The sequence below is a fragment of the Streptomyces sp. NPDC031445 genome (genome assembly GCF_055581365.1).
Map to the genome: position 1 here is coordinate 1,166,973 of NZ_JBVIJO010000001.1, position 22,445 is coordinate 1,189,417.

General features: G+C 72.3%; 21 protein-coding genes and 1 pseudogene. 11 read left to right on the plus strand and 11 right to left on the minus strand.

Annotation, left to right across the window (positions count from 1 at the left end):
- Positions 1 to 126 precede the first annotated feature (126 nt).
- On the plus strand, positions 127 to 936 hold the full coding sequence (locus ACZ5DC_RS04920) for a LytR/AlgR family response regulator transcription factor (RefSeq protein ID WP_468649410.1): 810 nt from the start codon (positions 127 to 129) through the stop codon (positions 934 to 936).
- A 57-nt stretch (positions 937 to 993) separates the two neighbouring features.
- A complete protein-coding gene (locus tag ACZ5DC_RS04925) occupies positions 994 to 1,494 on the plus strand; it encodes an SRPBCC domain-containing protein (RefSeq protein WP_468649412.1) in 501 nt (166 codons plus the stop codon).
- A gap of 15 nt (positions 1,495 to 1,509) precedes the next feature.
- Here ACZ5DC_RS04925 and ACZ5DC_RS04930 read toward each other — a convergent pair whose 3' ends face one another.
- Complete coding sequence (locus tag ACZ5DC_RS04930) at positions 1,510 to 2,613, minus strand: winged helix DNA-binding domain-containing protein (protein WP_468649414.1); 1,104 nt, start codon at positions 2,611 to 2,613, stop codon at positions 1,510 to 1,512.
- 203 nt (positions 2,614 to 2,816) lie between these two features.
- On the opposite strand from ACZ5DC_RS04930, the gene ACZ5DC_RS04935 reads away from it, so the two are divergent.
- From ACZ5DC_RS04935 to ACZ5DC_RS04950, 4 genes are all read left to right on the plus strand, one after another.
- Entirely contained in the window at positions 2,817 to 3,518 is a 702-nt protein-coding gene (locus ACZ5DC_RS04935) for a cysteine hydrolase family protein (RefSeq protein WP_468649416.1), read from the plus strand.
- A complete protein-coding gene (locus ACZ5DC_RS04940) occupies positions 3,515 to 4,291 on the plus strand; it encodes an SDR family oxidoreductase (protein WP_468649418.1) in 777 nt (258 codons plus the stop codon). The genes ACZ5DC_RS04935 and ACZ5DC_RS04940 overlap by 4 nt, the downstream gene beginning before the upstream one ends.
- Positions 4,292 to 4,315: 24 nt before the next feature.
- Positions 4,316 to 4,933, plus strand: coding sequence for a VOC family protein (locus ACZ5DC_RS04945; protein ID WP_468649420.1), 618 nt, complete (start codon positions 4,316 to 4,318; stop codon positions 4,931 to 4,933).
- A 165-nt stretch (positions 4,934 to 5,098) separates the two neighbouring features.
- A complete protein-coding gene (locus ACZ5DC_RS04950) occupies positions 5,099 to 5,605 on the plus strand; it encodes a pyridoxamine 5'-phosphate oxidase family protein (RefSeq protein WP_468649422.1) in 507 nt (168 codons plus the stop codon).
- Here the strand turns inward: ACZ5DC_RS04950 and ACZ5DC_RS04955 are convergent.
- The 5 genes and pseudogenes from ACZ5DC_RS04955 to ACZ5DC_RS04975 form a co-directional block, all read right to left on the minus strand.
- On the minus strand, positions 5,559 to 6,779 hold the full coding sequence (locus ACZ5DC_RS04955; RefSeq protein ID WP_468649424.1) for a metallophosphoesterase: 1,221 nt from the start codon (positions 6,777 to 6,779) through the stop codon (positions 5,559 to 5,561). The two genes, ACZ5DC_RS04950 and ACZ5DC_RS04955, sit on opposite strands and share 47 nt — an antisense overlap.
- 244 nt (positions 6,780 to 7,023) lie before the next feature.
- Entirely contained in the window at positions 7,024 to 8,166 is a 1,143-nt protein-coding gene (locus ACZ5DC_RS04960; protein WP_468649426.1) for an enolase C-terminal domain-like protein, read from the minus strand.
- Between the two features lie 14 nt (positions 8,167 to 8,180).
- A pseudogene (locus tag ACZ5DC_RS04965) lies at positions 8,181 to 8,483 on the minus strand (thiamine pyrophosphate-binding protein); the annotation flags it as partial.
- Between the two features lie 117 nt (positions 8,484 to 8,600).
- Positions 8,601 to 9,164, minus strand: coding sequence for a sigma-70 family RNA polymerase sigma factor (locus ACZ5DC_RS04970; protein ID WP_468649428.1), 564 nt, complete (start codon positions 9,162 to 9,164; stop codon positions 8,601 to 8,603).
- A gap of 744 nt (positions 9,165 to 9,908) precedes the next feature.
- Positions 9,909 to 10,205: a hypothetical protein gene (locus ACZ5DC_RS04975; RefSeq protein WP_468649430.1), complete on the minus strand. Its 297-nt coding sequence runs from the start codon at positions 10,203 to 10,205 to the stop codon at positions 9,909 to 9,911.
- Positions 10,206 to 10,297: 92 nt separating this feature from the next.
- Here ACZ5DC_RS04975 and ACZ5DC_RS04980 point away from each other — a divergent pair, with 92 nt between their 5' ends.
- The 3 genes from ACZ5DC_RS04980 to ACZ5DC_RS04990 all read left to right on the plus strand — a co-directional run bounded on the left by ACZ5DC_RS04980 (position 10,298) and on the right by ACZ5DC_RS04990 (position 12,608).
- Complete coding sequence (locus tag ACZ5DC_RS04980; RefSeq protein WP_468649432.1) at positions 10,298 to 10,963, plus strand: hemerythrin domain-containing protein; 666 nt, start codon at positions 10,298 to 10,300, stop codon at positions 10,961 to 10,963.
- A 126-nt stretch (positions 10,964 to 11,089) separates the two neighbouring features.
- Positions 11,090 to 11,386, plus strand: a complete 297-nt coding sequence (locus tag ACZ5DC_RS04985) for a hypothetical protein (RefSeq protein ID WP_468649433.1) — start codon at positions 11,090 to 11,092, stop codon at positions 11,384 to 11,386.
- A 103-nt stretch (positions 11,387 to 11,489) separates the two neighbouring features.
- Complete coding sequence (locus tag ACZ5DC_RS04990; protein WP_468649435.1) at positions 11,490 to 12,608, plus strand: amidinotransferase; 1,119 nt, start codon at positions 11,490 to 11,492, stop codon at positions 12,606 to 12,608.
- Between the two features lie 596 nt (positions 12,609 to 13,204).
- Here ACZ5DC_RS04990 and ACZ5DC_RS04995 read toward each other — a convergent pair.
- On the minus strand, positions 13,205 to 13,471 hold the full coding sequence (locus tag ACZ5DC_RS04995; protein WP_468649437.1) for a DUF6185 family protein: 267 nt from the start codon (positions 13,469 to 13,471) through the stop codon (positions 13,205 to 13,207).
- Between the two features lie 28 nt (positions 13,472 to 13,499).
- Entirely contained in the window at positions 13,500 to 15,116 is a 1,617-nt protein-coding gene (locus ACZ5DC_RS05000; protein WP_468649439.1) for an alpha-L-arabinofuranosidase B, read from the minus strand.
- Between the two features lie 666 nt (positions 15,117 to 15,782).
- Here ACZ5DC_RS05000 and uvrA point away from each other — a divergent pair.
- Positions 15,783 to 18,251: an excinuclease ABC subunit UvrA gene (gene uvrA, locus ACZ5DC_RS05005; RefSeq protein WP_468649441.1), complete on the plus strand. Its 2,469-nt coding sequence runs from the start codon at positions 15,783 to 15,785 to the stop codon at positions 18,249 to 18,251.
- A 130-nt stretch (positions 18,252 to 18,381) separates the two neighbouring features.
- On the opposite strand, the gene ACZ5DC_RS05010 is transcribed toward uvrA, so the two are convergent.
- The 3 genes from ACZ5DC_RS05010 to ACZ5DC_RS05020 all read right to left on the minus strand — a co-directional run bounded on the left by ACZ5DC_RS05010 (position 18,382) and on the right by ACZ5DC_RS05020 (position 21,409).
- On the minus strand, positions 18,382 to 18,948 hold the full coding sequence (locus tag ACZ5DC_RS05010; protein ID WP_468649443.1) for a type 1 glutamine amidotransferase domain-containing protein: 567 nt from the start codon (positions 18,946 to 18,948) through the stop codon (positions 18,382 to 18,384).
- 117 nt (positions 18,949 to 19,065) lie between these two features.
- Complete coding sequence (locus ACZ5DC_RS05015; protein ID WP_468649445.1) at positions 19,066 to 19,515, minus strand: DUF1931 family protein; 450 nt, start codon at positions 19,513 to 19,515, stop codon at positions 19,066 to 19,068.
- 574 nt (positions 19,516 to 20,089) lie between these two features.
- Complete coding sequence (locus tag ACZ5DC_RS05020; RefSeq protein WP_468649447.1) at positions 20,090 to 21,409, minus strand: MFS transporter; 1,320 nt, start codon at positions 21,407 to 21,409, stop codon at positions 20,090 to 20,092.
- Between the two features lie 135 nt (positions 21,410 to 21,544).
- Here ACZ5DC_RS05020 and ACZ5DC_RS05025 point away from each other — a divergent pair, with 135 nt between their 5' ends.
- The gene (locus ACZ5DC_RS05025) at positions 21,545 to 22,435 is read left to right on the plus strand and encodes a LysR family transcriptional regulator (RefSeq protein ID WP_468649449.1); all 891 of its coding nucleotides are present in this window, start codon (positions 21,545 to 21,547) and stop codon (positions 22,433 to 22,435) included.
- Positions 22,436 to 22,445 lie beyond the last annotated feature (10 nt).

The following is a 22,445-nucleotide window of genomic DNA, read 5'->3' on the forward strand; positions in this document are numbered from 1 at the left end:
TCGATACGCGGACAAGGGGATCATGACCTGGTCACGGCCGGGACACACCACCGTCCGCGATCTCGACGGCGCCCCCCGGCGGGACCACCATGGGAGGGCGGTCGAGGACGAGAGGAGCCGCCGCACATGAGGGTGACCGACGCGCCCTTGCGCGTCCTGGCCGTGGACGACGAGGAACCCGCGCTCGAAGAACTGCTCTACCTGCTGGGGGAGGACCCGCGGGTCGGCACCGCCGTGCCCGCCCGGGAGGCCACCGAGGCGCTGCGCCGGCTGAGCCGGACCATGGTGCGGGGCCCGGACGGCACGCAGGGCTTCGACGTCGTCTTCCTCGACATCGACATGCCCGGCCTCAGCGGCCTCGAACTCGCCGGGCTGCTGGGCGGGTTCGCCGCTCCGCCGCTCGTCGTCTTCGTCACCGCCCACGAGGACTTCGCCGTGCGCGCCTTCGACCTGAAGGCGGTGGACTACCTGCTCAAGCCGCTGCGCAAGGAGCGCTTCGCCGAGGCCGTGCGACGGGTCGCCGAGCTGGTCCGGGCGGGACAGGGCCCCCGCCCGGCCGCCCCGGTGCCGCCCGCGCCCGCGGCACCCGCCGTCGGCGACCAGGTGCCCGTGGAACTGGGCGGGGTGACCCGGTTCGTGCCCCTCGCCGACATCACCCACGTCGAGGCGCAGGGCGACTACGCGCGGCTGCACACCGGCCGGGGCAGCCACCTGGTGCGGATACCGCTGTCCACCCTGGAGGAGCAGTGGCGCTCGCGGGGCTTCGTCCGGATCCACCGCAGCCGGCTCGTCGCCCTCGGCCGGATCGAGGAACTCCGCCTGGACGGCGGCAACGTGAGCGTCCGGATCGGCGACCGGGTGCTCGCCGTCAGCCGCCGCAACGCCCGCGAGCTCCGCGACCTGCTGGCGGGCCGCGCGACGGGGCGGATGCGCTGAGGGCCGCCGGGAGGCGCCGACGCGCGGCCCGGCCGCCGCGCGTGTTAGGTTCGCCGGATGAGTGCCCGACACGGCTCGTTCTCCTTGGACTTGGACTTCACGGTGCCCCGGTCCGAGGTCTTCCGCGGCTTCGCCGACGCGTCCCTGCGGCGCCGCTGGTTCCGCCTCCCCGGCGGCTCCGCCACCGCCCGGCACGAACTGGACTTCCGGGTCGGCGCCGGCGAGAACGCCCGCAACGTCTTCGTCTCCGGAGACACCGAGGAACACCTCGCCTACCGCTCCACGTTCCTGGACATCGTGCCGGACACCCGGATCGTCTACGTCTACGAGGCCGAGGTCGACGGCAGCCGCCGCTGGATCTCCCTGGTCACCGTCGAACTCGCCGACGAACCCGCCGGCTCCCGCCTGACCTGGACCGAGCAGTACACCTGGCTCGTGCCGACCGGCGACGGCACCCAGGACGCCGCCCACCTCCGCGGCGGCACGCGCCTGCTGCTCAACGGCCTGTCCACGGTCGTGAACCCCGACCGCCACCACGGCCTGCGCGTACGGTCCTGAGACCCGCCGCCGGGCTCACCCGGCCGGCGCCACGACCACGTCCCGCCTGGCGGCGCCGGGGTCGGTGAACTCCAGGACCCGCTCGGCCTCGGCACGCAGCTCCCGCACGGCCTTCGCGGGCAGGCGCCCGAACGGGGTGAGGGTCAGCGTCACCGCCGTCCTGCGCCGGGTCGTCGCCCAGGTACCGGCGACGAACCCGTCCCACAGGAAGGTCGCCGGCACCCGCAGGTTCCTGGTGATCAGCCGGGGCCGGTACTCGGCGCGGACGATCCGGCCGCGGTCCTTGTGGGCGAGGACCAGACTGTCGAACTCCGGCAGCAGGCGGACCGGCGCCGGCGCGTCCGGGTCGGGGCGCGGCGCGTCGGGCAGGTCGTGGACCACCTGGCCGTCCTCGGTGGTGAACGTGCGCAGCTCCGGGGCGAGCCGCTCGAACACGTCCGCCGCCTTCAGCCAGGCGAACTCGCGCAGGTCGGCGGGGCCGGCCGGGCCGTAGGCGGCCAGGTAGCGGCGGACGAAGTCCTCCGCCGAGCTCTCCCCGGCCGGCTCCGCGCCGAGCCAGGCCCCGGCCGTGGTGACCTCGCTGGAGGCGGGGAACGCCCACCGGTCCGCCGTCGGCACCATGACCAGGGGCAGGTTCATGCGCACGCAGTAGCCGAGCGCCCGCTCATCGGCGTCGGGGAACTCCCGCCGCATCCGCTCCCGGATCGCCGCGAAGTCCAGCGGCCCGGCGTCCAGGACGCCACGGGCGACCGTCACCAGGCGCTCCTGGTCGATCTCCGGGCCCGCGATTCGCCGGGTGACGCCGGCCGCCGCGGTGGCCAGGGAGGGCTCCACCAGGGCGCGGAAGGCCAGGTAGTCGCGGGCGCTGAGCAGGTGCAGGGTGGCCCGGACATAGGTGGCCCGGACCACCTCCCGCTTCTCCAGCGCCGTGCGCAGGTCGTCGGCGCCGAATCCGGCCAGCCGGTTCCACAGGGCGAGGAACGGCGAACCCGGCTGCTGCGCCTGGAGGGCGAGCAGGCGTTCCACGGCCTCGGCCACGGACGTGTGCGCCCGCTCCAGGAGCAACTGCCGGGCCAGCGTGGCGCGGTTCAGCGCCCTGCGGCTCAGGACGTCGGTCATGTCGCTCCTCCGGCTCGGGTGACGCTCCCCGCGCCAAACTAGGGCACGCGGACGTCGCCGCGGGAGCCCGCACCCGGTACGGCCCACCTGTCCGGCGGCGCGGATGCCGTCCGGCGGGACGAGTGCCAGACTGGGGATTCCGAGCCGTGGCCCGCGGCAGCCGGCTCCGGGCCTGCCCGCGCGCGGCCGGATGGGAACCGTCCATGACTTCTGAGACCCCTGCACCGTCGTACCCCCCGGACCGGACCGCCCTCCTGGTCATCGACCCGTACAACGACTTCCTGTCCGAGGGCGGCAAGCTGTGGCCGCGGGGGAAGGAAGTGGCGGAAGGCGTCGGCCTGCTCGACCACATGCGCACCATGCTCGCCACGGCCCGCGGCCAGGGCTTCCGCGTCTTCATCGTGCCCCATCACCAGACGACGCCGGACGACTACGTCACGTGGGACCACCTGTCCCCGACCCAGCAGCGCATCGTGCGGCAGCAGATCTTCGCCGCGGGCAGCTGGGGAGCCGAGTGGCACCCCGACTTCCGGCCTCGCGAAGGCGAGTTCGTCGCGCTCCGGCACTGGGCGTCGAGCGGTTTCGCGAACACGGACCTGGACTTCCTGCTCAAGCAGCACCACATCCGGAACCTGCTGCTCATCGGCATGCGGGCCAACACCTGCGTGGACACCACCGCACGCTTCGGCCAGGAGCTGGGGTACCACGTGACCCTCGTCCGTGACGCCATCGCCGCCTTCAGCTGGGAGGAGATGACGGCGACGTTCGACATCAACGCGCCCCTGTACGCCCACGCCGTCCTCACCACGGACGAGTTCGTCGGCATCGTGGACGGCGCGACCGGCGAGGGTTCCGGGCGCCAGGGCGTACGGGAACCAGGCGGAAACGGCGGTGACCCCCGGTGAGCGTGACCGGAGCGGGAGCGGGCGGGACGCCCGGAGGACCGGCCACGCCCGGAGGACTGGCCGGGCAGACGGTCGTGGTCGTGGGAGGCAGCGCCGGCATCGGCCTGGAGACCGCGCGCCAGGCGCGTGCGGCCGGCGGCGAACTGGTGCTCGTGGCGCGTGACGCCGAACGTCTGCGGCGGGCGGCGGACGAACTGGACCCGCGCGGCACCGCCGCGTTCGACGCGCGGGACACCGCCCGTCTGGAGCGGTTCCTCGGTGAGCTGCCCGGGCAGGTCGACCACGTGATGGTCACGGCGGGCAGTCCGTCGTACACCCCCCTCGCCGACCTCGACCTGACCGACGCGGGACGGGACTTCGGCGGGCGCCTGGCGATGCTGCTCGCCGTGGCACGGGCGAGCCGGGAGAAGGTCAGGGCCGGGGGAACGCTGTTGTTCGTCGGCGGCACCGGTGGCCGCCGGCCCGCCGCCGGAATGGCCGTGACGGGCGCCCTCACCGCCGCGCTGCCCGCGTTGACCGCCAACCTGGCACTGGAGATCGCCCCCGTCCGGGTCAACCTGATCGCGGCCGGGTTCGTGGACACCCCCCTGTCGGCCGCGCTCCTCGGTGACCGGCTGGAGGCGCGTCGCGAGGAGCTGAGAAGGACACTGCCCATCGGCCGGGTGGTCGGACCGGCGGACGTCGCCGCCCTCGCACTGCACCTCATGACCAACGGGGCCGTGACCGGCGCCACCTACGACATCGACGGCGGCCAGCACCTCGTGACCCACTGAGCCAGCGAGAGGAAAGCACAAGTCATGGACATGAAACTGGAGATCGTCGTGGTGCCGGTGGCCGACGTCGACCGCGCCAAGGACTTCTACACCGGACTCGGCTGGCGGCTCGACGCGGACTTCGCCCCCGAGGAGAACTTCCGGGTGGTGCAGGTGACCCCTCCCGGTTCCCCGGCGTCGGTCATCTTCGGTTCATCGGTCACCGACCGGCCCCCGGGCTCGGCCCAGGGCCTGTACCTGGTCGTCGACGACATCGAGGCCGCCCACGAGGAGCTGACGCGGTGCGGGGCCGAACCGGGCGAGGTGTTCCACGACGCCGGCGGGGTCTTCCACCACGCCGGCACCGAGGCCCGCGTGTCCGGCCCCGACCCGAAACGCAGCAGTTACGGCTCCTTCCTGACCTTCAGCGACCCGGACGGCAACGGCTGGTTCCTCCAGGAGGTCACCTCCCGGCTTCCGGGGCGGCTGGATCCCGCGGTCACCTCGTTCTCCTCGGCCGACGACCTGGCGAGCGCCCTGCGACGGGCCGCGGCGGCACACGACGAGCACGTGTCCCGCACCGGCGCGGAGGACCCGGACTGGCCCGACTGGTACGCGCGGTACCTGGTCAGCCGGCAGGCCGGCACGGAACCGCCCGCCTGAACCGAGTTCCGATCACCGCGCTGGTGACCTTCGCCGGGTGTGCCCCCCGGTCATCCCCGTACGGGAGCACCCGGGCGCGGGAGGGGAGTACCCGCCCATCGGTCGCCGGGAGTAGGTCCCGCGCCCCAGGCGCGCGCCGCGCCCGCTCGGCTAGGGTCGGCCGGCATGGAGACCAGGGGACTCGTCCGCCGCGGGACGGCGGAGCGCCAGCGTGACGTCCTGCGGCGGCTCGACACCGAGCGGGACGTATGGGTGTCGACGGCCCACCCCGATCGCGGGCCGCACCAGGTGCCGCTGTGGTTCTCATGGGACGGGCGCGCGGTGTGGATGTGCACCAGCGCGACATCCATGACCGCGCGGAACGCCCGCAAGGAGCCGCGCGTGCGCCTGGCGCTCCCGGACACCTACGACGTGGTGCTCCTCCAGGGCGAAGCGGAGTGCTTCCCGGACCAGGAGGTGGCCCCGGACGCGGCCGAGGCGTTCGCCAGCAAGTTCGGCTGGGATCCGCGCCTGGAAGAGGGTTCCTTCGTGTACCTGCGCGTGGTCCCGAGGACCGTGCGCGCCTGGCGCGGCGAGCCGGAACTGCGCGGGAGGGTCATCATGCGCGACGGGACGTGGCTGTGTGCTACGGCGACGTGGGCAGGTGCGGGGAGCGGAGCACCAGCAGGGTGATCTCGCTGGGGGCGAAGACGCGGAACGGCGGGCCCCAGAAGCCGGTGCCGCGGCTGGTGTAGAGCTGCGTGCGGGTGCCGTGCCGGCTGAGGCCGGCGAGGGCGGGCTGGTCGAGGCGGACCAGGTGGTGGAACGGCCAGATCTGGCCGCCGTGGGTGTGGCCGGAGAGCTGGAGGTCGATGCCCGCGGCTGCCGCCCGGTCGACGAACTTGGGCTGGTGTGCCAGGAGCAGGACGGGCAGGTCGGGGTCGGCGCCGTCCAGGGCTCCGGCGAGATGGGCGCGGTGCCCTGCCAGGCCGGAGGAGTCGGCGGTGACGTCGTCCACGCCGGCGACCACTAGGGCGTCGCCGCCGCGTTCGATCAGCAGGTGGCGGTTGCGCAGCGGCTCCCAGCCCAGCTCGTCCATCAGGTCGACCCAGCCCTGGGCCTCGCTGTAGTACTCGTGGTTGCCGGTGACGTAGACCCGGGCGTGGGTGGCCCGCACGGTGCCGAGCGGGGTGGCCTGGGCGCGGCGGCGTTCGGCCGTGCCGTCCGCGATGTCGCCGGTGTGGCAGACCAGGTCGGCGTCCAGGGAGTTCACCGTCTCGCACACCCGTGCCGACCAGCGGGCGCGGTCGAGCGGGCCGTAGTGGGTGTCGGTGATGAGGACGACGCGGGTTCCGTCCAGCCCGGCGCCCAGTCGCGGCAGCCGCACGTCGAGCCGGCGCACGCGTGGTACTCGGCGCGCCTCGGCGTACCCCCAGGCGAGCAGTACGGCGGTCACGGCGAGGACGGCCCAGGTGACGACGCGGGCGCGGTCCTGGCCCTCGCCGACGCCGGCCACGGTCAGGGCGAGCCGCAGCAGGACGCCGAGCAGAACGGACCAGGTGAACAGGACCCAGCTGGCGCCCAGCAGGGTGTCACCGGTGATCGCCGCCCGGTCCCGCTGACGCCGGCCGTGCCCGCGCACCATCGCGAGCGGCATACCGACGAGGCCGAGGGCGCACAGGGCGGTGCCGGCCGGCGTGACGGGCAGCGGCCAGTGCTGGCCGGTGTACAGGAGCACCCAGCAGGGCACGGCCCACAGCAGGACGGGGGCGATCAACGGGATGTAGCGCATCAGGCGGTACAGCAGGCTCGGCCGGGGCGCTCGCGCTTCACCCTCGGCGGGCCGGACGTCGCTGGTGTCGGTCACGCTTCCCCTCCCTGACCAGGCTGCCTCTCGCGCACTGTATCCGGTCGGCCCCGGGCCGGCCGGACCGGCGTTCACGGGAGCGGCCCGACGCCGGTGGAGCGGGTCCCGGCGCGCGCCTGTCCGGCCGTGCCGGCGGCCACCGGCCCGAGAGCCGCTCACCAGCGTGCGGACGTCCCGCCGGGCGTCGTCCGGCGGTAAGGCTTCGCCATCGGTTCGTCCCTCTCCTTCGCGAGCGCGAACCCGGTCAGGGGTTCCGGTTTCCGTACACGCGGTAGCGCTCGGCGTCGGGCCACTTGACCTCCAGGCCGAGGCCGGGCCGGGAGGTGTCGGGGCGCAGGGCGCCGCCCTCGGGTGACAGCGTGCCGTGGAACAGCAGGCGTTCCAGCCGCACGTGGTCGTGGAAGTACTCCAGGTGCCGCAACCGGCGCACCGCGCAGAACGCGTGGGCCGACACCGCCGGCGCGCAGTGCGCGGACAGGTCCAGCTGGTGGGCCGAGGCCAGGCCGGCCGTTTCCAGGACGCCGGTGATACCGCCGCAGCGGGTGACGTCGGCCTGGAGGCAGTCCACGGCGGGTCCCTGGACCAGGTTGACGAAGTCCCGCGTGGTGTACGCGTATTCGCCCGCCGCGATCTCCAGCCTCGCCGGGCCCCGCTCGACCAGCGTGCGCAGCCCCTCCAGGTCGGCCGAGCTGACGGGTTCCTCGAACCAGCGCACGTCCCAGTCGTCGTGGAAGCGGTGGGCCCAGTACAGCGCCTGCTTGCGGCTCAGCGCACCGTTGGCGTCGGTGAGGATCTCCGTCCCGTCGCCGACGGCCTCGCGTACGGCCGTGAGACGCCACGGATCGCGTTCGGGGTCCCTGGAGGTCTTGAGCTTGACGCGCGGGATGCCCTGCTCCACCCAGCCGGCGAGCTGGTCGGCGAGGCGGTCCAGGGGGTAGTTGGTGAATCCGCCGCTGCCGTAGACCGGCACCCGGTCGTGGCAGGCGGGCAGCAGGTGGATCAGCGGCAGGTCCAGCAGTCGGGCCTTGAGGTCCCACAGGGCCACGTCGACCGCGGAGACGGCCATGGCGCCGACGCCGGGGCGGCCGGCGTTGCGGATCCGCCGTCCCATCAGCTGCCACAGGGCCCCGGGCGAGGTGATGCGCGCGCCCCGCAGCAGGCCGGTGAGCCGGGAACCGATGAAGGAGGCGACCGATACGTCCCCGTAGGTGTAACCGAGCCCGGTGCGGCCGCCGGCGTGGACCTGGACGAGGACCATGGTCGTGGAGTCCCACTCCAGCGTGCCGTCCTGTTCCTTTCCGTCCGGCCCGTCGGTCGGCACCTCGAAGGCGTGCACGTCGACCGCGTCGATCCGCACGGCGTCCAGGTCCGTTCCGGTACCGCTCACGAGTGCCCTCCCGGACGGCCGACCACGGCGACCACCGGCTGGTGGTCCGGCTTCGCTTCGTACAGCCCGTTGAGCAGATGCACCGTGCCCGGCCCCGAGGCCGCCACGCGGCAGCCCGCCTCGCCGGTGAACCTCGCATGGGCACAGGCCATGAACGCGGTCATCTCCTCGTGACGAGTCTGGATGAACTCCGGTCGACCCTGCGCCCGGTCGAGGGCGCCGAGCGGCCCGTTGACGCCGTCGCCGGGGTGGCCGTAGATCCGCCGGACCCCCCATTCCCGCAGGCGGTGCAGCTTGTAGTCGGCCACCAGTGTCATGACATGCTCCTTCGGATGCGCACCTCCGCGACCCGCGTGAGGTGACCTGCGGCCACGGCCCGTGAACGATCGCCGCTCCCGCCTGCGCGTGCGACCGGGCGTACGCGCAGTGAGCGTTCACCGGCTGCACGGCGGTCGCGCGGCCCCTGTCGTACGGCTGCGTCGGAGCGCGTGACAGGAGGCCGGGGGAGGTGACGGCGGGGCCCGGCCCGGGGCACCGCCCGCAACGCCGTCCGCGCCGTCGCCCGCGGGCGCGTGTCCGCCGGTACGGCGCAGAACGAGGATGCGGCGCTCGCGCTCCGGGAACCGCCGCAGGGCCCGGATCAGCTCCACGCGCTCGGCGGCGGCCTCGATGCCGGGATCCCGCTCGCCCATGACGTCCGCGAACGCAGGCGCCGACCGCTGCCCTGTGTCCACGGGAGCGTCGAGGTGGCGGAGCTGGAGGGCGCCCTGCGACCGCATCGCCTCCGTCACCGCGGATGCGGAGTGACCGGGCTCGTAACCGTCGACGGCCTTGACCAGACGCAGACGGGCGACCTGGAAGAGGTCGTCCCGCTCCTCGCCGCCGACGCCCCGGTACGTGGCGGCGATCCCGCGCGCGACGGGGAGCAGCGCGCGGATCGCCTCCTGACGGGCGCCCTCCCGCTCCCGGGCCGTCGGCCGCCGCCGTACGCGGCCCACGAGCCCGTTGATCCGCGCGGAGGTGAGCGCCCTGTCGGGTGCACATCTCGGCGGCGGACGAAGGGGGGCGAGGGGAGTCATCCGGGCCTCTGCGCTGAACGGGGTTGCGGGGCATGGTCATGGGTCCCCGCCTTCGTTCGTCCCAGGCAGGAATCATCCTGCCGGTCGAGCTTTTCCAGTCGCTCGGCGTGCCGGACGGCTGACTGAGGTTTGCTTGTGGAGCTCCCCTCAAGGCGTCCGCCACCTCGTGCAGGGCTCGCCACGGCCGCGGGACCGCTGATCTCGTCGTCGCCGGCGCCTTCGCGGCGGCGGGCGGAGTACGCGCCCGGTTCCCACGGAGCGGATGCCTGCCAGACGAGGAGCCCCCGCCGTCCGGGGCCAGGCGCTCGTGACCGGTAGTGCGCCACGGCGCCGCTGGCGCTGTTGTTTACGGGCTCGTCGGTCTGCCGAGTGTGGATGAACTCGGGTTCGCCCCCGGCGCGGTCGAAGGCGCCGAGGAATCCGTTGATGCCGTCTCCGGGAGACTCGTACACCCGCTGGACGTCCCGTGCGGTGAGGCGTTGCGGCACTTGGCCGGCGACTTGGGTCATGGGATTCTCCTGAGCCGGGCCCCGTCTCACGGTTCGCTTACGCCCCGGGACCCCAGGTGTTCGTTGTGCCAGGCGAGGGCGCGTCTGATCTCCTCTCGCTGAAGCCCGGTCCGGCATCCCAGTTCCTCGAGGCCGAGGACGGACGGCCCGGAGGTCAGGGCCCGGGTGATCTTCGCCGCCCCACAGTTCCTCGTACGTGAACGGGCGGCCGGTAGATCTCCCGCACGATCGCGAGGTGCGCCTCGCCGCACGCCGTGATGCACCGCAGGCCGTCGAACCAGTCGTTGACCGGGCTGACGGACGACGAGTCGGGCACGTAGCCGCGCACCGCCTCGCCCTCGGCGAAGACGGCCGCGCACAGGTCGCACAGTGCCAGGCGGGTCCGCGCCGTCTTCTCGTCCTTCTTCCGACGGCCCCGGACCGGGCTCAGCGGGCCGAGCGGCGCACTCACCGCCGGTCGCCGTACCCCCTGAACGGCCCCGCGCGTGGGTGAGGCGGGCGGGGGTACCCAGACCCGCTGGGACAGCAGTGAGGAGGACCGACATGGGCACCTTGACGAAGCAGGCCGCGCAGAAGACGGCGACCATGCCGTCGCTCGCCGGCAAGGCGGCGGCCAAGGCCGCACCGACCGTGTCCGCCTGGTCCGGGCGAGCGCTGGGAGCCCTCGGCGGCGAGAACGTCGTGGACGTGCTGACCCGCCAGCACCGGCAGATCAAGCTGGGCTTCCTCCGGGCCGCCCTTCCCGGCCCGTGGCGCCGCCGGAACTTCGAGCGGCTGATGCGCCTGCTCGCCGTCCACGAGGCCGCCGAGGAGGCGCACGTGCATCCCGTCGCGCGCCGCGCGCTGGAGCACGGCCGTGAGCTGGCGGCCCGCCGCCGCGCCGAGGAGAAGCAGGCCAAGGAGCTGCTGGTCGCCCTCTGGCGCACAGGGCCCCACGGGACCGGATACCTGCGGCGCCTGAACGAGGTCAGGCGCGCGGTCACCCGGCACGCCGCGCGCGAGGAACGCGAGGAGTTCCAGGCGCTTCGCAAGGCCGTCAGCCTGCCCCGGCTGCGCATGCTCGGCGCCGAGGTCAAGCTCACCCAGGCGTACGCCCCCACCCGGCCGCACCGGTGGGTCAACAACGAGGCCGCGAACAAGCTGGCCGCGCCGATCCTCGGCCCTGTCGACCGCGCTCTCGACGCCCTTGACCGCGGCAAGGGGTCGTGACGCGGCAGGCACGCCGGGTCGGGTGCGTGCGGTCTCCGTGCGTCCAGGCGTCCGCCCCGCCCCGCTGGGCGGACAGGGCCGACCGCAGCGCGGTAGAAACACGCGGGCGGCGCCGACCGCTTCCTGGTGGCTGTCTCCGCGCGCTCGCTCGCCGAGGCCGAAGAGCGGGAGATCATGCTGCGGCTCATCGCCATTGTCCGACGTCTGCGGCCGACGCAGCGGCCGGCGCTCGTCGAGGCGCTCGACGCGTTCAACGAGGCCGGCGGGGAGCCGTCCGTATCGGCCGGGGGAGAGCGGCATCCTCTAGGCGGGGCGATGGACCCGCCGGGGGTGCAGGGGCACGCCCGCCGCCCCCTGACGCACGCGGGCTCCCTGACGCCGGCGAGGCATGGCCAGCCCAGGACCACCGATCGCGGTGCGTAATGTCCCGATATACGCTGAGTGGGCCACTGATCGGACATGCCCGCCGGATGCCGTCGAACCGACCGTACGAGAGGTAGGAGGGGTGCGAGTGGACCCTGAGCCGTTGCCCTCGACCGTGGACACCAGGGAAACGCCCGAGGGTCTGCCCGTCGCGCCGGTCAGTTCCCACAACGAGTGGGATCCCCTGGAGGAGGTCGTCGTCGGGCGTCTCGAAGGCGCGACTTTTCCCTCCCGCCACCCGGTCGTGGCCTGCAACGTCCCGCCCTGGGCCGCGCGGCTGCAAGGTCTCGCCGCCGGCTTCAGGTACCCGCGCGCCCTGGTCGAGCAGGCACAGGGGGAACTGGACCAGTTCATCTCCCTCCTCCAGTCCCTGGGGGTCACGGTCAGACGCCCGGACGCGGTCGACTTCAGGCAGCGCTTCGGCACACCTGACTGGTCGTCACACGGGTTCTGCAACACCTGCCCCAGGGACAGCCTCCTGGTGGTCGGAGACGAGATCATCGAGACCCCGATGGCATGGCCGTGCCGGTACTTCGAGACGCACTCCTACCGCTCACTCCTCAAGGAGTACTTCCGCCGGGGCGCACGCTGGACCGCGGCACCGAAACCGCAGCTCACGGACGAGCTGTTCGAGAAGGACTTCCGCCCTCCCGCCGCGGGAGAGCCCATGCGGTACATCCTCACCGAGTACGAGCCGGTGTTCGACGCGGCGGATTTCGTCCGCGCGGGACGCGACCTGTTCGTCACGCGGAGCAACGTCACCAACCGCATGGGCATCGAATGGGTGCGCCGGCACCTCGGACCGGACTACCGGGTCCATGAGATCGAGAGCCGATGCCGTACGCCCATGCACATCGATACGACGTTCGTCCTGCTGTCACCCGGCAAGGTGATGGTCAACCCCGACTACGTCGACGTGGACCACTTGCCGGACGTACTGAAGTCCTGGGACGTCCTGATCGCTCCCGAACCGGACCCGATCGACGAACGCCTTCTCAAGATCACGTCCATGTGCGGCAAGTGGCTGAGCATGAACGTGCTCATGGTCGACGAGAAGCGGGTGATCGCCGAGCGCCATCACGTCAACACCCTGCGGGCGCTGGAGAGATGGGGCTTCGAGCCCATTCCGTGCGACCTGTTGCACTACGCGCCGTTCGGCGGTTCGTTCCACTGCGCGACACTCGACGTCCGGCGCAGCGGCACGCTCGAATCCTACTTCTGACTTCTGACGCCTGGCTCCTGGCTTCTGATGACCTGACCGGCCGTGGCTGGACGGCACGGCGAGGACACCGGGGCCCCGACGCCGTCGGGCAGCTCGGCCGCCTCTACTACGACCTCGCCGGCCTCGTCGGCACCGACCGGCTCCTGTACGGCAGCGACCACTGCTGGACACCCGCCGTCGGTGGCTCACCACCGCCAACGCCCGCCGCTGCCAGGCCCGCACGCCCACTGAGGCGACGGAGCCGGCCACCGTGACCGACGCCGCACCCGCGTCCCTCCCCCTCCACCTGCCGGCCCCGCCCGATCCGGCCACGCTGCCCCTGCCGCACCCGGCCCACCCCGCCGATGGTGTGAGGCTGCTGCGCGGCGCGCCGTCTACGCCGTCCCCGACGGCAGCCGTCCGCTGACCGCCGACCTGTGGCTGCCCGAGGACGCCGGCGCACCCGTGCCGGTCGTCGTCTTCGTCCACGGCGGCGCCTGGCGCACCGGCCTGCGCGACGACCTCGGCCTGGACACCGCGCGGACCGTGCTGTGGGGCGAACCGGCCGGCGGTGACCATCTCTGGGTGTGCCTGTCCGAGCAGGACGTCGAAGACTGCTACGTCCGCACCGTGGACCTCGCCGCGTACCGCCACTTGGCCGGCACATGCACCGTCATCCGGCTCACGACCTCGGTCTGCGTACGGTGCTGGTCGTCCAGTCGCACGGACGCGCTCACCGATCCACCGGTCAGGCCCGCGACGGCGCAGACATCCTCCGCGGCACGTGCCTGCGTTCCGCGGTAGGCCCCGGCGACTCGCCGCACCGGTGCGCGTCCTCGGGAACGTACTGCACCGCGCCGGCTGGTCCGCCGGCGCGGCGTCACTGTGCGGGGTGTGCGGTGGTGCGGGGGTTCAGGCCCAGGGCTGGCCGACGGCCCAACTGGTGTCGTCGCTCCAGGAGGTGCTGCTGTCCCAGGCGTGGGACCCGCCCTGGCTGGCGATGTAGACCGTGTAGCTGTAGTGACGCAGGTAGTCGCTCGGGTAGTTGACCGAACGGAAGGAGTAGCCCTGGCCGTTGTGGCCGGCCTCCGGACAGAAGGTGGCGTCCTGGGCGAACTGCGAGGTGCCGTCGTTGGAGCCCAGGTGCAGCTGGAAGTTCGAGTGCCGCAGGTATTGACCGGACTTGTTCGCGGACTCGAAGGACAGGCACGAGGAGTCGGCCAGTCCCGCGCGCACGGTCCAGGTGGCGTCGCCCTTGGTGGTGGAACTGCTGGACGTGGTGACCGGTGCGATGACGACGTTGGTGTCGGCGTCGTCGTGCACGATGTAGTCGTCGGTGCAGCACGGGGTGGTCGCCCGCAGTGAGATCTTCGAGCCCGGCGTGATGCCGCCGGGATTCGAGGTCGACGTCGTGTAGCCGGCGGCGTCGATGTTGGCCTGTACGGCGTTCTCGGTGGCGTCCGACGGGTAGCCGGACGTCATGACGCCTTCGTAGAAGGTGCCGGCGGAGCCATGGCTGTTGTCGCCGCCGATGCCGAGGATGATGGCGCCTTCCTTCTTCATCGGGTTGTAGCCCGCGACGTTGGGGCGCGGCCCGTTGTAGTAGGTGGACAGGCCACCGGACTGTGCGTTTCCGGCCCGGATCGCCCAGTGGTTCGGCTCGCCCTTGACGATGGCGGTGAGGAACCGGTGGCTGACGCTGGGGTCGTTCGCGTTGTAGCCCGCGTTGACCCCGGAGAACAGCCCGTTCTCGAGGTCCGCCATGACCCAGGGGCCGTTGCCGGTGCCGTAGCCCCAGACCTTGATGTTGCCGAAGTAGATGGCCTCCATGGTGCCGTTGCCGTTGTCCCGGCTGTTGGTCTCGGCGTTGCCGTAGTCGAAGCAGCAGCCGCCGTTGTAGTGCGTGCCGTCGAGGACCGCGTACATCCCTTCGGGCTGGTCCCCGGTCGCGATCCCGTTGGTGTGGTTGTTGCGGTAACCGGTACCCGGGGCCACGTAGACGCCGTACGCTTTGTGGCCGCCCACGGTGACGGGCGCGGCGGTGGCGTCGGCCAGGTTGTCGTAGCCGCCCGCCGCGGGCCCGGAGAATCCTCCCGGCGGTGCCTGGGTGAGGTGGTTGCCCCGGCCGGACTGGTCGTAGATCACGGTGATGAGACACGTCGTCCCGGCACAGAAGGAGTCCTGCGCGGCGGCGTTGGCGTACCCCCCGGCGCTGAGCACGCCGATGTCCCGGGTGGCGTTGTCCGAGGCGCGCCGCACCTGGTAGAGGGGGCCGTTGTAGGAGGAGTACAGCGCGCGGGTCGTGCTGTGCGCCGCGACGCAGGGCGTTCCCCCGCCGGCGTAGATGTCGCACGGCTGGGAGGACGCGGCCGCGGCGGCGGCCGTGGCGCCGACGTGCTGGCCTGCGGACACGGCGCCTGCCCCGTCGGCAGATGCCTGGCCCCCGAACAGGGCCGCGGTCAGGGCGAGCCCCGACGCCAGTACGGCGAGCGTTCTGCCCTGCCGTAAGCGGCCCGAGATCAACGACATGGTTCCTCCTCGTGGAATGAGCAGGGAGATGTCACGGCTGGCGTCACCGGGACCGCGGGACGGCGGCGGATGAGGAGCCGAGCGTTCCGCCGGTTCCCGCCTCCGTTTCGTTCCGTCCGGGCACGCGATATCCCCGGCAATTGGTTCGATATATCGACCATTGGACGACTCTCCGGACAGACGTTGATGGTAGGGGGCTGCTCAGGAGTGTCAATACTTCACGCAGGATGGCATTGGGGCACATGCGGCACCGGGTCGGGCCGGCGGCCCGGAAGCCCGGCGGCCGGGTGACCCCGGGGCCGTCCACGCCCGATCCGTGGCTCATGGCCGAGGCCGACACCCAAGAGGCCCGATGAATCACGCGCGAAGCCTTGACGACTGCCAGCAGTTCCCTACTATCCAATTGTCCGAGGAACCGAGCATCGTTCGATATCAAGAACACGGTCACGGCAAACCGCTCCTCTCCCAGTGCGGCGGATCACCATTCAACTCAGGCCAGGTTCCTGTGACCAGGTGCGGTCGCGGGGGCATCCGACGGTGAGGAGCGGCCCGCCGAACCGAGTACGGCTTCTTCCACGGTGAAGCACTCTCGAATGTCCCCCGGGAGCGGGGCCCGGTGACGGCGCCTGTCGCGCGGTTCGCGGCGCGATCAGGTAATCAGGAACGGTGGACAAGGACGCGACCGACTCCTTCGTGCGGGTAAGGGGCGCCGGTGAGAACAACCTGCGGAACATCGATGTCGACGTTCCGCGGGACGCGATGGTCGCCTTCACCGGCGTCTCCGGCTCGGGCAAGTCCTCGCTCGCGTTCGGCACGCTCTACGCGGAGGCCCAGCGGCGCTACTTCGAGTCCGTGGCACCGTATGCCCGAAGACTGCTGCAACAGGTCGGCGCACCGCACGTGCAGGAGATCACCGGACTGCCACCGGCCGTGGCCCTGCAGCAGCGACGCGGGTCGCCCAGCTCGCGCTCGACGGTCGGCACCCTCACCACGCTGTCCAATCTGCTGCGCATGCTGTACTCCCGCGCCGGCACCTATCCGCCCGGGGCCGCACGGCTGGAAGCCGAGTCGTTCTCCCCCAACACCGCGGCCGGCGCCTGCCCGGAGTGCCACGGACTGGGTGTCGTGCACGACGTCGCCGAGGATCTGCTCGTCCCGGATCCCTCGCTGAGCGTCCGCGAAGGGGCGATCGCCGCCTGGCCGGGCGCCTGGCAGGGCGCCAACCTGCGCAGTGTCGTGAGCGGCCTGGGGATCGACATCGACCGGCCGTGGCGCCGGCTCAGGAAGAAGGACCGGGACTGGCTGCTGTACACGGACGAGCAGCCCTCCGTGTACGTCGAGCCGGAGGAGGGCCGCGTCGACTACGGCTACCAGGGCAAGTTCTGGAGCGCCCGCAAGCACGTCATGCACGTCCTCGCCGACTCCAAGAGCGAGAAGATGCGCGAACGGGCGCTCCGGTTCGTCAGGAGTGTGCCCTGCCCCGCCTGCCACGGCAGCGGACTGCGGCCCGAAGCGCTCGCCGTGACCTTCGCCGGGCGCTCCATCGCCGAGATCAACGCCATGCCGCTCACCGAGGTCGTGGCGCTGCTGCGGCCTGTGGCGGGGCGGTCCGAGGCCGACGCCACCACGTCGACCGCCCGATCCGGGGAGACGACCGAGGTCGCGGTCCGCATCTGCGGTGATCTGGTCGCGCGGGTCGAGGTGCTGCTCGACCTGGGCCTGGGATATCTCGGCCTGGGGCGCCGTTCGACGACCCTGTCGCCGGGCGAGGCGCAGCGCCTGCGGATCGCCACCCAGCTGCGCTCGGGGCTGTTCGGCGTCGTCTACGTCCTCGACGAACCCTCCGCGGGCCTGCACCCGGCTGACGCGGAACCGCTGCTGGAGGTGCTGGACCGCCTCAAGACGGCGGGCAACTCGCTGTTCGTCGTGGAGCACGACATGGACGTCGTACGGCGGGCGGACTGGGTGGTCGACATCGGCCCCGGTGCGGGCGAGGGCGGCGGACGCGTGCTGTACAGCGGCCCGGTCGCCGGCCTTGAGCGGGTCGGGGAGTCGGCCACGAGCCAGTACCTGTTCGGGCGCGCCCGGCCGCTCGTTCACCACCCGCGCACACCGCACGGCTGGCTGCACCTGCGCGGCGTCTCCCGCCACAATCTGCACGACGTGTCCGTGGACGTACCGCTCTGCGTACTGACGGCGGTGACGGGCGTGTCCGGTTCCGGGAAGTCCACGCTGGTGACGCAGGTGCTCGCCGAGGTCGTCCGCGGCCACCTCGGACTCGTCCCCGAGGAGCCCGACGAGGCGCGGTTGGAGGTCGACGTCCAGGACGCGTCGGGGGTCGAGTCGTTCGACCGGCTGGTCCGGGTCGACCAACGGCCCATCGGCCGAACCCCCCGGTCCAACCTGGCCACGTACACCGGGATGTTCGACGCGGTGCGCAAGCTGTACGCGGCGACGGACGAGGCCAGGGCGCGCGGCTACTCGGCCGGGCGGTTCTCCTTCAACGTGCCCGAAGGGCGGTGCGAGACCTGTCAGGGCGAAGGGTTCGTCGCGGTGGAACTGCTGTTCCTGCCGGGCACCTACGCGCCGTGCCCGACCTGCGAAGGCGCCCGGTACAACGCCGAGACACAGGAAGTGACCTATCGGGACAGGAACATCGCGGAAGTACTGGCACTGTCCGTCGACGCCGCCGCCGAGTTCCTGTCCGCCGTCCCGGCCGCCTCCCGCAGTCTGGAGACGTTGCGCGAGGTGGGACTGGGGTATCTGCGGCTGGGCCAGCCCGCGACGGAACTCAGCGGCGGCGAGGCGCAGCGCATCAAACTGGCGACCGAACTGCAGCGGGCCCGGCGCGGGCACGCGCTGTACCTGCTCGACGAGCCGACGGCGGGGCTGCATCCCTCCGACATCGCGCTGCTGCTGCGACAGCTGCACCGGCTCGTCGACGCCGGCAACACGGTCGTCCTCGTCGAGCACGACCTGGACACGATCGCCACCGCCGACTGGGTCATCGACCTCGGTCCGGGCGGCGGCGACGCGGGCGGGCGGGTCGTCGCGGCGGGCTCACCGGCCAAGGTGGCGAAGGGCCGCCGCAGTGCCACCGCACCCTATCTCGCGGCCCGGCTCGCGCGCTCCTGACGACAGCGCGAGGAGCTGGGTACCGGTCAGCCGGCTCCGGGGCGCGGGGTCGCGCGCGTCGCCATGCCGCGTTCCGGCTTGTCGCGGACATCGCCCTCGAGGCGTCCCCTCGGGGCCGTTGGGCGCCGGGTCAGCCGGGCATGGGGTGATGCGCCCGGGCGAACTGCTCCACGACGGCGGCGCAGAAAGCGGGCAGGTCGGCCGGACCGCGGCTGGTGACCAACTGCCCGTCGACGACCACCTCCTGGTCGGCGACGACCTCCGCGCCGGCGTTGCGAAGGTCGGTGCGGATGCTGGGCCAGGATGTCAGGCGGCGGCCGCGCACGGCGTCGGCTTCCGCCAGGGTCCACGGGCCGTGGCAGATCGATGCGACCGGTTTCCCGCTGGCCATGAAGTCCTTGACGAACCGCACCGCGTCGCGGTCCATGCGCAGTTGGTCCGGGTTCATGGTGCCACCGGGCAGGAGCAGGGCGTGGTAGTCGTCGACGGAGGCGTCGGCGACCAGGCGGTCGACGGGGAAGGTTCCGGCCGCGTCGAGGTCGAACTGGCGGGCCTGGATCTCGCCGTGGTGGAGCGAGACGATCTCGGTCTTCGCCCCTGCGCCCTGCAGCGCTCCGCGCGGCTGGTCGAGTTCCACGCGCTCGACGCCGTCGGTGGCCAGAATCCCCACCCGCATCCCCCGGAGTTCCCGTGTCATGGTACGGCTCCCTTCACGAGTCGCTGTTTCCAGGGACGCGAGCGGTCGGAACACCCGGCGATGCCGTCCGAGTGAGGACGACCTTCGTCGCGGGCGCCGTGCACCGGGGAGCGACTGCTACAGCAGCCGGTCGAACACCGCTGTCACGCCTTCCCAGTGACTGGTCTGCGGGTTCTTGACATCCGGATACATGATTTTGAACGTCTCGGCGAGAGCGACGCTGAGACCGCCGATGATCTCGGGGTAGCGCTCTTCGGCCTCCTGGGTGGGTGTCCTGTCGAGGGGAGGGTGTGCGGCAAGCTGTTCCAGGATCGGCTGCAGCTCGACCTCCTCGTCGAGCCGCCGGAACCGGTGGATGCTCTCCTGGAGGCCCTTGGTGATCGGTAGATCCCACGGTTCGACGGTGTCCCTGCCGTTGGCCTTGGCCGACGCCTCGCCGACGACCAGGAGGTCGTAGAGCTTGGCGTCGACGAAATCGCCGTACCGCTTCAGGTCGTTCCTGTCCACGTCGAGGCTCGCGGCGGCGCGGAAGAACCTCTCGAACTTCGACACACCCATCACGGTCATGCCTCTCGCCTCCTCACCGGGAACGGACGGCGCCGTTCGCTCCCGCCCCGCGCCGCTGTCGGCTGTTACCCGGTCGAGATTCGCAGAGCCCCCCTGCTGAGCGCCTCCGCACTCCAGGCCGAAAAAGGGCGCCCCCTCTTCCCCTGGCAGAGCAGCACGAAGCGCGCAGGCATCCCTCGGCCGGGCACCCAGCCGGACACCCGGGACCCGGGGCGCACAGGGCGCCAGGCGCTCATGTCCGCGGAGGCCGTGGCCCTCGCTGTTGGGGAGGGTGGTCAGTCCGGCCATGTCGGTGACGTCCAGATTGCTCACGCCCCAGTGACGGATCTTCTCCGCCTCCGTCAGGTCGGTGAATCCCGCTTCCCTACGGAGCCGCCGCAGGCTGCCCTCGCAGGCGGCGACGGTGCCTTTCCGGTCGGCGTGGCCGGGCAGCACCTTGCTGACGAGGAAGAGCTGGCCAGTGGCGCGCCGGGGTCGAGACCCCGGAACCGCGGATCCGCGTCACGCGCGCCCGCACCGGGTGCCCAGGTCCGCGCCTCCCGGACGACAGGTGTCGATGCGCCGGAGTGCGAGGTCAGGAGAGGCGCGCGGACTTCGCCGAGAGCTTGCCGGGACCGGGTGCGCGGTCGCGCAACGCGACGACCACTGACACGACGGCGCCGCAGGAGAGGACCGCCGCGAAGCCGATCATCGCGGTCTGCACGGCGACGTGCCGCAGGGCGATGCCGAACAGGACGGAGGGCAGGCCCATTCCCAGGTACGCGATGACGAAGAACACCGCGAGGACCCCTGCGCGTGAGGCGGGCTCGGCCACTGAGACGGCACGTTCGACGCCTCCCTTGAACAGCAGCCCGGAGCCGGCTCCCGACACGGACACGGCGACCAGGTAGAGCCAGAGTGCCGGACGGTGGAGGGCGACGGCGCACAGGACCAACCCGACCGGAAAGACCACTGCCCCCACGGTCAGGACCCGGGGCAGTGGGAGGCGGCCCAGCACCAGCTGGGCGGCCGCTGCGGAACCGAACATGAGGAAGGCCGCGAGGCCGACCATGACGTGCGAGTCGGTGTGCAGCTTGCCGTGGAGCACGCTCGCCCCCAGGGAGGAGATCAGGCCGAGGATCGCGAAGGCGAAGGCGCCCAGCGCGCCGGCCGCCCCGAACGCCCGCCGGCCGCCGGGGCGCAGGACGAACCTGCTGGGCGGTTGGGCCGCGGGCAACTCCAGGTCCACGGTCTCCGGGGTGCACAGCACCAGCGCCAGGCACATGGCCAGGGCGAGCGTGAAGATCGCCTGGGTGGTGATCAGGGGTGCGGGAAGCCACTCGGCGGCGGCTCCGGCGACCAGGGGCCCTGAGGCCAGGCCGCCGAGGTTGGCGGCGGTGGCCACGATGCCGGGCAGCACGGAACCGGTCCGTTCCGGACGCGCCTCGTGGTGGAGGTCGTGCAGGTACGTCGTCGCGGTCGAGGCCATCAGCCCCAGTCCGACACCGTTCAGGATCCTGCCCGCTATCAGCCCCGGCAGATCCCGCCACGCCATCAGTACGACCGACGCGACGATGCCGACCAGCAGCGCCGGGACGATGATGCGCCGCCGGCCGAGCCGGTCCGACAGGTGTCCCAGCCCGAGGAAGGCGGCTGCCGCGCCCACGACCATCGAGGCGTACGCCACCGTGACCGTGGTCGCACCGAAGTGGTCCCGGGCCTCGTACAGCGGCCACAGCGGAGTCGGCACGGTACCGAAGGCCATCAGCACCGTGTAGGCCACCGCCACGATCCAGAAGCCGGTCGCGTGCGAGGCGCGGCGCCGGGCGGGGGCGCGGGGCGGCAGGTCGCCGGGAGGGGGCGCGGGGATTCGGTGGGTCGCGTGGTCGGGAGCGTCGGCCGTGGCACGGCTCAACGGCGTCGGTACGGCAGGCAGGAGTACCCCTCCTCGGGCGGAAGCGGATGGCGTTTCTCCATCCTCCTCACCAGCGAGAATCAGCGCCAACGACTGTCTTTGCTCGGCTCCAGCAAGGCGAGTGATACTTCTGGTGTGGAGCTACGTCAGCTGGAGCACTTCATCGCGGTCGCCGAGGAGCTGAGCTTCACGCGTGCCGCCCGTCGGCTGCACGTGGTGCAGTCCGGGGTGTCCGCCGCGATCCGCTCCCTGGAGCGGGAACTCGGCTGCGCGCTGTTCGAGCGCACTTCGCAGCAGGTCCGGCTCACCGGGGCGGGCGCCGCGTTGCTGCCGGAGGCCCGGGCCACCTTGAACGCCGCCCAGGCCGCTCAGGACGCGGTGCGCGCCGCACAGGACACGCTGCGCGGCACGGTGAACGTGGGCGCCATGGCCTCGGTGGAGGTGGTGGACCTGCCCGCGCTCCTCGGGCAGCTGCACGCGCGGCATCCGGCGATCGACGTCCGGCTGCGGCTGGCCACGGCCGGCTCGGCGGGACTGGCACACGCGCTGCTCAGCGGGGACCTGGACGCGGCCTTCCTGTCGCTGCCCGAACGCAAGCCCGCCGGGATCGACGCACGGGAGCTGGCCACCGTGCCGCTCGTCCTGGCGGTGAACGCCGCCCATCCGCTCGCGCAGCGGGGAAAAGTGGCACTTGCGGACCTCGCGGGGGAGCCCTTCGTGGACTTTCCGCCGGGCTACGGCAACCGCGAGGTGGTGGACCGGGCGTTCGCGGCGGAGGGCGTCGTACGCCGGGTGGCACTGGAAGTGCCCGACATCGACATGGGGGCGGCACTGGTCCGGCACGGACTGGGCATCGCCTTCCTGCCCGCGTTCGCCGTTGCCCGCACCCCCGGCCTGCACGTCCTGGACGTCCACGACGCCACGCTCCGCTGGAGCATGCATCTCGGCACGTCGTCGACCCGGCGGCCCAGCTCGGCTCTGCGAGCGCTGCTCGAGCTGGTCGACCTCCACGTCATCGCCCTGTGACCCCCGGGCC